This window comes from Inquilinus limosus MP06 (assembly GCF_000767795.1).
GTDB classification, from domain to species: Bacteria; Pseudomonadota; Alphaproteobacteria; order DSM-16000; family Inquilinaceae; genus Inquilinus; species Inquilinus limosus_E.
In genome coordinates, this window is the sequence record NZ_JANX01000277.1 from 1 (window position 1) to 7,965 (window position 7,965).

The window sequence follows — 7,965 nt, forward strand, 5'->3', positions numbered from 1 at the left end:
CGGGCCGCCGCCCGGCTCGGCCTCGGCGCCCTGGTCGACGGCGTGCTGGACGGCAGGCTCGACGCCCCCGCCCTGCCCCCGACCTTCGAGCGCGCGGCGCTGGAGGCGATCCGCACCGACATCTTCACCCGCCTGCCCGAGCTGAAGCGCTTCGACGGCGAGCTGCAGCAGCGCGTGGTCGAGGGCTTCCGCGCCCTCGACGTCAACCGTATCGGCCTGGCCCGGTCGGTCATCGCCCACCGGCATCGCGACGGGCTGCCGCGCGGCAATGCCGGCATCGGGCCGCTGGGCGTGCTGAACGGCGAGCTGGCGAAGAAGCGCAACCACCTGCCGATCCGCCAGCTGCTGGAGAAGGCCGGCCCGGCGATCCAGCAGCTGAAGCCGGTGTTCATGATGAGCCCGCTGTCGGTGGCGCAGTTCCTGAAGCCGGGGGCGCTGTCCTTCGACCTGCTGGTGATCGACGAGGCGTCGCAGGTCGAGCCGATCGACGCGCTGGGCGCCATGGCCCGGGTGCGGCAGATCGCGGTGGTGGGCGACGAGCGGCAGCTGCCGCCCACCCGCTTCTTCGCCAAGCTGACCAGCGACATCGAGGAGCGGGACGAGGATGACGAGCAGACCGTCGCCGCCCGCGACGCGGAGAGCATCCTCGACCTCTGCCTGGCCAAGGGCGTGCCGGCGCGGATGCTGAACTGGCACTACCGCAGCCGGCACCAGTCGCTGATCGCCGTCTCCAACCGCGAATTCTACGAGAACCGGCTCTTCATCGTGCCCAGCCCGTATGACGCGGTCGCCGGCATGGGGCTGAAGTTCAACCACCTGCCCGACGCGCATTACGACCGCGGCAACACCCGCACCAACCCGGCCGAGGCCCGGACGGTGGCGGAGGCGGTGATCCGCCATGCGCGGGAGACGCCGCAGAAGTCGCTCGGCGTCGCCACCTTCTCGGTCGCCCAGCGCCAGGCGATCCAGAAGGACCTGGAGCTGCTGCGCCGCGCCCATCCGGAGACGGAGGAGTTCTTCCGCAACGCCGGGTCCGAGCCGTTCTTCATCAAGAACCTGGAGAACATCCAGGGCGACGAGCGGGACGTGATCTTCATCTCGGTCGGCTACGGCCGCACCGCCTCCGGCTACATGGCGATGAGCTTCGGCCCGCTCAGCGGCGAGGGCGGCGAGCGTCGGCTGAACGTGCTGATCTCCCGCGCCAAGGAGCGGTGCGAGGTGTTCTCCTCGATCACCGGCGACGACATCGACCTGGAGCGCACCCGGTCGCGCGGCGTGACGGCGCTGAAGCTGTTCCTGAGCTACGCCCAGACCGGGCGGCTCGACGTCGCCCAGCCCAGCGGCCGCGGCGCGGATTCGGCCTTCGAGGAGCATGTGGCGCGGGCGCTGGCGGCGCGCGGCCATGAGGTGAAGGCGCAGATCGGCACCGCCGGCTTCTTCGTCGACCTCGCCGTGGTCGACCCGGAGAAGCCGGGCCGCTTCGTCCTCGGCATCGAATGCGACGGCGTGCCCTATCACGCCTCGCGCTCGGCCCGGGACCGCGACCGGCTGCGCCAGCGGGTGCTGGAGGATCACGGCTGGATCATCCACCGCATCTGGAGCCTGGACTGGTACATGCGGCCGGCCGAGGAGCTGCGGAAGCTGGAGGACGCCATCGCCGCCGCCCGGGCCGAGTGGCGCGAGCGCGACGAGGGCACCGCCGCGGCGCCCGCCAGGCCGGCGCCGATCGAGTTCAGCTTCCAGCCGGTCGACCAGGACACCGAGATCGTCCAGGCGCGGATCGGGGAGAAGCCGCCCGCCCCGCTGGCGCAGCCCTATGAGGAGGCGGCCTTCGCCGTGACCACGGCCGTGGAGCCGCATGAGGTGCCGGTCGGCGAGATGGCGCAGCACGTGCTGCGGATCGTCGAGGCGGAAGGGCCGGTGCATGAGGACGAGATCGTCACCCGCATCCGCACGCTGTGGGGCCTGCAACGGGCCGGCAGCCGCATCCGCGAGGCGGTCGGCCGCGCTGTCGCGCTGGCCCGGCGGCAGCAGTCGATCGCCGGTGAGGGCTTCTGCGACATTCCGGGACGGGAGGTGCGGATCCGCGACCGGTCCGGCGTCGCCTCGGCCGGGCTGCGCAAGCCGGACATGCTGCCGCCCGCCGAGATCGCGGCGGCGATGCTGGCGGTGATCGACCGCAATTTCGGCGCGGGGCGCGAGGAGCTGGTGACGGCCGTGGCCCGGCTGTTCGGCTTCGCCGCGACCAGCGCACCGCTGAAGGCGGTGCTGGACGGCGGGATCGAGCGGCTGATCGCAGAAGGGCGGATCCGCGACGACCAGGGCCATCTGGTCCGGGCCGTGGCGGCCCCGTCGACGGTTAACCCTGCAGCGACACCGCCGCTATGACCGCGAGCGCGCCGGGGCGCTCCGCGATCCGGATGTCCCGCAGCCCGAACGCTGCGAAGGACGCCCGGATCGCCTCGACGATTCGCGCCTCCGGCTCATCATAGAGAACCCAGACCTCCCCGCCGGACCGCAGGCTGCTGGCGACATGCGGCAGGGCCACGCCGGGGCAGGTCCAGAAGCTGTTGACGCGGATGGCATAGATCCGGTCGAAGCCGCCCGGGGCCACCGGCCCGTTCTCGATGTCGCCCTTGGCGATGCTCGCCCGCCCGGCCGCGATCGCCGAGGCATTCACGATCCGCGCTCGCGCCACGGCGGTGTCGGAGCGATCGATGGCGGCGACTGTCGCGGTCGGTGCGCTCTCGATCACGGCCTGGATCGCCTGGCCGGTGCCGCAGCCGATCTCCAGCAGCCTCTCCCCCGGCCGCGGCGCCAGCAGGTCGATCGCGGCCCGGATGCGGGGCGAGACTGGCCCGGTCACACCCGCCCGTACACCGGCACGACCGCGCCGCGCGCGACCTGGTTGGCCGGTGACGCCAGGTGCAGGATCGTCGCCGCCACCTCCTCCACCTTCGGCCAGGCGGCGTGGCCCGCCTTGGGCATGGCGGCGCGGTTGGCCGGCGTGTCCATGGTCGAGGGCGCCACGGCGTTGACCAGGATCCCCTGCCCCGCCACCTCCTGCGCCAGGGCCACGGTCAGGGCGGCCAGCGCTGCCTTCGAGGCGGTGTAGGCGATCATGCCGGCGCCCAGGCGCCACTCCAGCGCCGGCCGGGCCGCGACATTGACGATGCGCCCGCCGGCGCCGCCGCGGCCGATCGCCTGTATCGCGCCGCGGCAGCACAGGAAGGCGCTGACGAGGTTGGTGTCGAGCTGCTGCTGCAGCAGGTCCCGGCCGGTTTCGGCGATCGGCGCCATGGCGAACCCGCCGGCGGCATGGATCGACGCCCAGAGCCCCGGCAGCGCCGCGTAGAACGCGGTCACCGCGCCCTCGTTCGCCAGGTCCGGCACCGGCGACAGCACCACCCGGTCATGGCCGCGATGGGCGAAGCGGCGCGAATCCTTCACGTCGCGGACCGGGACATGGCAGGTGGCCCCGGCCTCGAGCAGTAGCCCGACCACCGCCGCGCCGAGCGCGCCGGTGCCGCCGGTGACGACCACATGACGATCCTGGAACTCCATGACACCTCCTCGCGTCGAAGCGGGGCTTACGGTCGGGCCACCCGCCGATCCTCCAGGATCATCGCGGCGGCCTTCTCGGCGATCATGATGGTGGGCGAGTTGGTGTTGCCCGAGGTGATGGTCGGCATGATCGAGGCGTCGGCGACGCGCAGCCCCGTCAGCCCCCGCACCCGCAGCCGCTCGTCGACCACGGCCAGCGGATCCTGGCCCATCTTGCAGGTGCCCACCGGGTGGAAGATGGTGGTGGCGATGTCGCCCGCCGCCCGCGCCAGGTCGGCCTCGTCCTGCAGCGCCGGGCCGGGCCGCACCTCCTCCGGCGCGTAGCGGGCCAGAGCCGGCGCCGCGGCAATCCGCCGGGTCAGCCGGATGGCATCGACCGCGACACGACGGTCCACCTCCTCCGCCAGGTAGTTCGGCCGGATCGCCGGCGCCGCGGTCGGGTCCGGGCTCTTGATCCGCACCGAGCCGCGGCTGTGCGGCCGCAGGTTGCAGACCGAGGCCGTGAAGGCCGGGTAGCGGTGCAGCGGCTCGCCGAAGCGGTCGAGGCTGAGCGGCTGGACATGGTATTCGAGATTGGCCGTCTCCTGCGCCGGGTCGCTGCGGGCGAAGGCGCCGAGCTGGCTGGGCGCCATGCTGAGCGGGCCGCGGCGGAACAGCGCGTATTCCACGCCCATGCCGATGCGCCCGAACACGCTGTTCGCCCGCTCGTTCAGCGTCGGCACGCCCGTGACCTTGTAGACCAGGCGCAGCTGCAGATGGTCCTGCAGGTTCTCCCCCACCCCCGGAAGGTCGTGCAGCGGCTGCACGTCGTGCGCGGCGAGGAGATCGGCCGGGCCGATACCGGAATGCTGCAGGATGGCGGGGGAGCCGACGGCGCCGGCGGCCAGCACCACCTCGCCCGCCGCGGCATAGGCCTCGGTGCCGTCCGGCCGCCGGAACACCACGCCGGCGACGCGCTTGCCCTCGAGATGCAGCTTCAGCACCTGGGCATGGGTCTCGACTGTCAGGTTGGGCCGGCTCAGCACCGGCGTCAGGAAGCCCTTGGCCGCGGTCCAGCGGATGCCGCGGCGCTGATTCACCTGGAAATAGCCGCAGCCCTCATTGTCGCCGGTGTTGAAGTCCTCGGTCGGCGGGATGCCGGCCTCGGCCGCCGCCTGGCGAAAGGCGTCGAGGATCGCCCAGGACAGGCGCTGCGGCTCGACCCGCCATTCGCCGCCGGCGCCGTGGAAGGCCGAACGACCCTGCCAGTGATCCTCGGACTTGATGAAGTACGGCAGCACGTCGTCCCAGCCCCAGCCGGCATTGCCGAGCTGCCGCCACTGGTCGTAGTCGCGCGCCTGGCCGCGCATGTAGATCATGCCGTTGATGGCGGAGCAGCCGCCCAGCACCTTGCCGCGCGGATAGTTGATCGCCCGGCCGCCCAGCCCGGCCTCGTGCTCGGTCTTGAAGCACCAGTCGAGGCGCGGGTCGCCATGGGTGTAGAGATAGCCGACCGGGATGTGGACCCAGATGGTGTTCGGCTTGCCCCCGGCCTCCAGCAGCAGCACCGAGCTCTTCGGGTCGGCCGACAGACGGTTGGCCAGCACGCAGCCGGCGGAGCCAGCGCCGACGATGACGGTGTCGAACGTCCCGATCGTCCGCGTCATCGGCCCGCTATCATCCCAAGCATCATTCCCGCCCCCGATCCGCTCCGGTTTCCGGCTTCCGGCCGATCTTCCTACAAGGCCGGCGGCCATACAATCATGGCGGCCGCGACCGAGGGGGCGCTCGACGGGCCGCTCCCCTCGCGCTAACCATTCCCGGGTCAGATCTTCGAGAGAGCACCGGCAATGGCCAGCGACGTCGAAACCGTGACCGCCACTGCGGACTCGCCGCCGCGCCAGCGCATGGCGGCGCATCTGGCGGCGATCGGCCGCGGCCCCGGCCGGTTGCGGCCGCTGACCGAGGCGGAGGCGCAGGACGCCTTCGCCATCATCCTGTCCGGCGAGGCCGACCCGATGCAGGTCGGCGCCTTCCTGCTGCTGGAGCGCTATCGCGGCGAGACGGCGGCGGAGCTGGCCGGCATGATCCGCGCCGGCCGCGCCGTGGTCACCGCCGCCCCCGCCACCCGGCCGGCTCTGGACTGGCCGTCCTATGCCGCCGGCAAGACCCGCGGCGCGCCCTGGTTCCTCCTGTCCGCCCTGCTGGTGGCCCGCGCCGGCCATCCGGTGCTGATGCACGGCATCAATGTCCGCGTCACCGAAGGCATCGAGACCGAGGACGCGGTGCGGGCGCTGGGCCTGCCGGTGCCGGAGACCCCGGCCGAGGCGGCGCGGATCCTGGACGCCACCCGTTTCGCCTATCTGCCGCTGCGCGCGGTCAGCCGCACCCTGACCGAGCTGATGGAGCTGCGGCCGGTGCTGGGGCTGCGCAGCCCGGTCAACTCCGCCGCCCGCCTGCTGAACCCGTTCGAGGCCAAGGCCAGCTTCGTCGGCGTGTTCCACCCGGCCTATCAGGACCTGCACAGAGACACCGCGCGGCTCTTGGGCCAGAGCGACCTCTGCGTCGTCAAGGGCGCCGGCGGCGAGGCCGAGCGCACGCCGCTCAAGGCGCTGTCGCTGCAGCGGCTGGTGGCCGGCGAGGCACTGGACGAGACGGTGCCGCCGATCCTGGGCGAAGGCCGCGGCGAGCGGCTGGAGCGCCGCGACCTGGAGCATTTCCGCGCCGTCTGGACCGGCGCCGCCGAGGATCCGGCGGCCGAGGCGACGGTGATCGGCACCGCCGCCGTGGCGCTGGCGGTGATCGCCGGCGACAGCGGCGAGGCCACCCATGCCCGCCACCTGGACCGGGCGGCGGCGCTGTGGCGGGAGCGGAACGGCTAGCCCGCCCGTTCGGCCCGGTACGCCTCGATCGCGCTGATGATCAGCCGGTGATCGTCCTCGTGCGGCAGGCCGGAGACACCGATAACACCGATCACCTGGGCGCCGATGCGGATCGGGAAGCCGCCGCCATGGTCGATCATCGGCGTTCGGATCGACGGGCTTTCGGCCAGGGTCCGGCCGCGCGCCCTCAGCCGGTGGTGCAGCCACAGGGTGCTGTGGCCGAACTGGCGGACCGCCGCAGATTTCAGGTCGAGCCACACCTGGTTGTCGGCCGAGGTGCCGTCGAGCGCCGCCGCGAACAGCACCCGGTCGGCGACCTGGATGCGGATCGCAACCGGCGCCGGAGCGGTCTCGACCAGCCTGCGGCCGATCGCCCAGGCCTCGGCGAAGTCGAAGCGGTCGAAGGCGAGCCGCGCCTCCTCGGCCTCCAGCTCGGCGGTGCGGGCGGCGTGGTCGATCCCGGTCATCGGCTCCCTCCTCGAATCTGCGGGACCGATCCTGCCACAGCCGCGCTGCCGATGTGTCGGGTGCTTCAGTCGTCGTGCAGGGTCAGCGATCCGTCGGTCAGCCGGCAGCGCAGCGTCCTGACCGGCCCGACCGTCTCATAGGTCGCCGGGTTCAGGTGCTTCAGGGCCAGCTCGGCGCTGTTGTCCGGGAACACACGCAGCCGGATATATTCCAGCGACATCGCGCCGTTCGACGCCTCGAAGGCGTGGGTCTCGGAGGTGGCGATGAACTGCGCCGTCAGGTTGTAGGTGGTGAAGGTCGGCACCGCGACCACCGGCGGGCCGCCGGCGCCGGACGAATCGAGGCATCTGGCGAGGTCGATCACCACGCTCGGCTTGTCGCCCTGGCGCAGCTTGCGGTCGAGCTTGGCGTAGTCCCAGCCGGTATCCCGGTCGGCATAAGCCGGCGCCGCGGCGGTAAGCAGCACGGCCAACGCCGGGACCGAAGCGCAGAACAGTCGCGCGCGGAGAGTCATCGGGGCGGTTCCTTCCGGTGGATGCGGAGGCCGTCAACCGGCCATGGGACCGCGATCCTACCCGATTCGCACCGAGGGCGAGCCGCGAAGGATGCGGGCGGCCGGGCAGCGGCCCGGCCGCCCGGCGACCTCAGGCCTCCTTGTCCGGATCGATCGGGCCGAGCTCGATCACGACATCGGTCGGCTCCGGCTCATGCGGCGCCAGCGTTGTCCGCTCGGCATCCGCCCAGCTGGCCAATCTGATCACCTGCCCCGCCGGGGCGCCCGTCGGCGCGAGCTCGACCGCCTCGACGATGTGCAGCCCGTTGCCGTCGAGGAAGAAGGTGTGCTCCCCGAACATGGTGTTGAGCTGGGCCATGGCCGGGTGGTTGTCGGGCACGGCCTGGGCCCCGAACCGGGTCACCGTCCTGTCGACCAGCGCGGTGTTGAGCTTCATCGCATGCTCCTGTCGATGGAGCCGCCCCTTCGCAGAAGCGGCCTGTCGATCGGGTCGCGCCGGACCGCATGCCGCGGCGCGTCGCGGGACCTCCCACCCTCCGGGTGGTGCGATAACGGCCG

At 72.3% G+C, this 7,965-nt stretch carries 8 protein-coding genes; 2 read left to right on the forward strand and 6 right to left on the reverse strand.

What is annotated here, in order from left to right; all coding sequences use genetic code 11:
• Window positions 1–2,388 (forward strand): DUF3320 domain-containing protein (locus P409_RS19905; RefSeq protein WP_034842247.1); only part of this gene is annotated, 2,388 nt, incomplete at its 5' end.
• Here P409_RS19905 and P409_RS39020 read toward each other — a convergent pair.
• Genes P409_RS39020 through P409_RS19920 form a run of 3 tightly spaced genes read right to left on the reverse strand, consistent with a single transcriptional unit; the run spans window position 2,360 to window position 5,210 of the window.
• Entirely contained in the window at window positions 2,360–2,866 is a 507-nt protein-coding gene (locus P409_RS39020; RefSeq protein ID WP_052120989.1) for a class I SAM-dependent methyltransferase, read from the reverse strand. The two genes, P409_RS19905 and P409_RS39020, sit on opposite strands and share 29 nt — an antisense overlap.
• Window positions 2,863–3,564 (reverse strand): SDR family NAD(P)-dependent oxidoreductase, encoded by a 702-nt coding sequence (locus P409_RS19915; protein WP_034842251.1) that lies wholly within the window; start codon window positions 3,562–3,564, stop codon window positions 2,863–2,865. Before P409_RS19915 ends, P409_RS39020 begins: the two co-directional genes overlap by 4 nt.
• A 26-nt stretch (window positions 3,565–3,590) precedes the next feature.
• Window positions 3,591–5,210 carry a GMC family oxidoreductase gene (locus P409_RS19920; protein WP_034842256.1) on the reverse strand — a complete coding sequence of 540 codons (1,620 nt, stop codon included), beginning with the start codon at window positions 5,208–5,210 and terminating at the stop codon, window positions 3,591–3,593.
• A 183-nt stretch (window positions 5,211–5,393) separates the two neighbouring features.
• On the opposite strand from P409_RS19920, the gene P409_RS19925 reads away from it, so the two are divergent.
• A complete protein-coding gene (locus tag P409_RS19925; protein ID WP_052120992.1) occupies window positions 5,394–6,425 on the forward strand; it encodes a glycosyl transferase family protein in 1,032 nt (343 codons plus the stop codon).
• Here the strand turns inward: P409_RS19925 and P409_RS19930 are convergent.
• The 3 genes from P409_RS19930 to P409_RS19940 form a co-directional block, all read right to left on the reverse strand.
• Window positions 6,422–6,892 (reverse strand): heme-degrading domain-containing protein, encoded by a 471-nt coding sequence (locus P409_RS19930; RefSeq protein WP_034842262.1) that lies wholly within the window; start codon window positions 6,890–6,892, stop codon window positions 6,422–6,424. The two genes, P409_RS19925 and P409_RS19930, sit on opposite strands and share 4 nt — an antisense overlap.
• A 65-nt stretch (window positions 6,893–6,957) precedes the next feature.
• Window positions 6,958–7,407: a VirK family protein gene (locus P409_RS19935; protein WP_034842266.1), complete on the reverse strand. Its 450-nt coding sequence runs from the start codon at window positions 7,405–7,407 to the stop codon at window positions 6,958–6,960.
• A gap of 130 nt (window positions 7,408–7,537) precedes the next feature.
• Window positions 7,538–7,843, reverse strand: a complete 306-nt coding sequence (locus P409_RS19940; protein WP_034842269.1) for a hypothetical protein — start codon at window positions 7,841–7,843, stop codon at window positions 7,538–7,540.
• Window positions 7,844–7,965: the final 122 nt, after the last annotated feature.

What these genes read in the sequence shown, in the direction of transcription:
- P409_RS19915 (WP_034842251.1), bottom strand. Translation starts at nt 3,564, where the DNA reads ATGGAGTTCCAGGATCGTCATGTGGTCGTCACCGGCGGCACCGGCGCG.
- P409_RS19920 (WP_034842256.1), bottom strand. Translation starts at nt 5,210, where the DNA reads ATGACGCGGACGATCGGGACGTTCGACACCGTCATCGTCGGCGCTGGC.
- P409_RS19925 (WP_052120992.1), top strand. Translation starts at nt 5,394, where the DNA reads ATGGCCAGCGACGTCGAAACCGTGACCGCCACTGCGGACTCGCCGCCG.
- P409_RS19930 (WP_034842262.1), bottom strand. Translation starts at nt 6,892, where the DNA reads ATGACCGGGATCGACCACGCCGCCCGCACCGCCGAGCTGGAGGCCGAG.
- P409_RS19935 (WP_034842266.1), bottom strand. Translation starts at nt 7,407, where the DNA reads ATGACTCTCCGCGCGCGACTGTTCTGCGCTTCGGTCCCGGCGTTGGCC.
- P409_RS19940 (WP_034842269.1), bottom strand. Translation starts at nt 7,843, where the DNA reads ATGAAGCTCAACACCGCGCTGGTCGACAGGACGGTGACCCGGTTCGGG.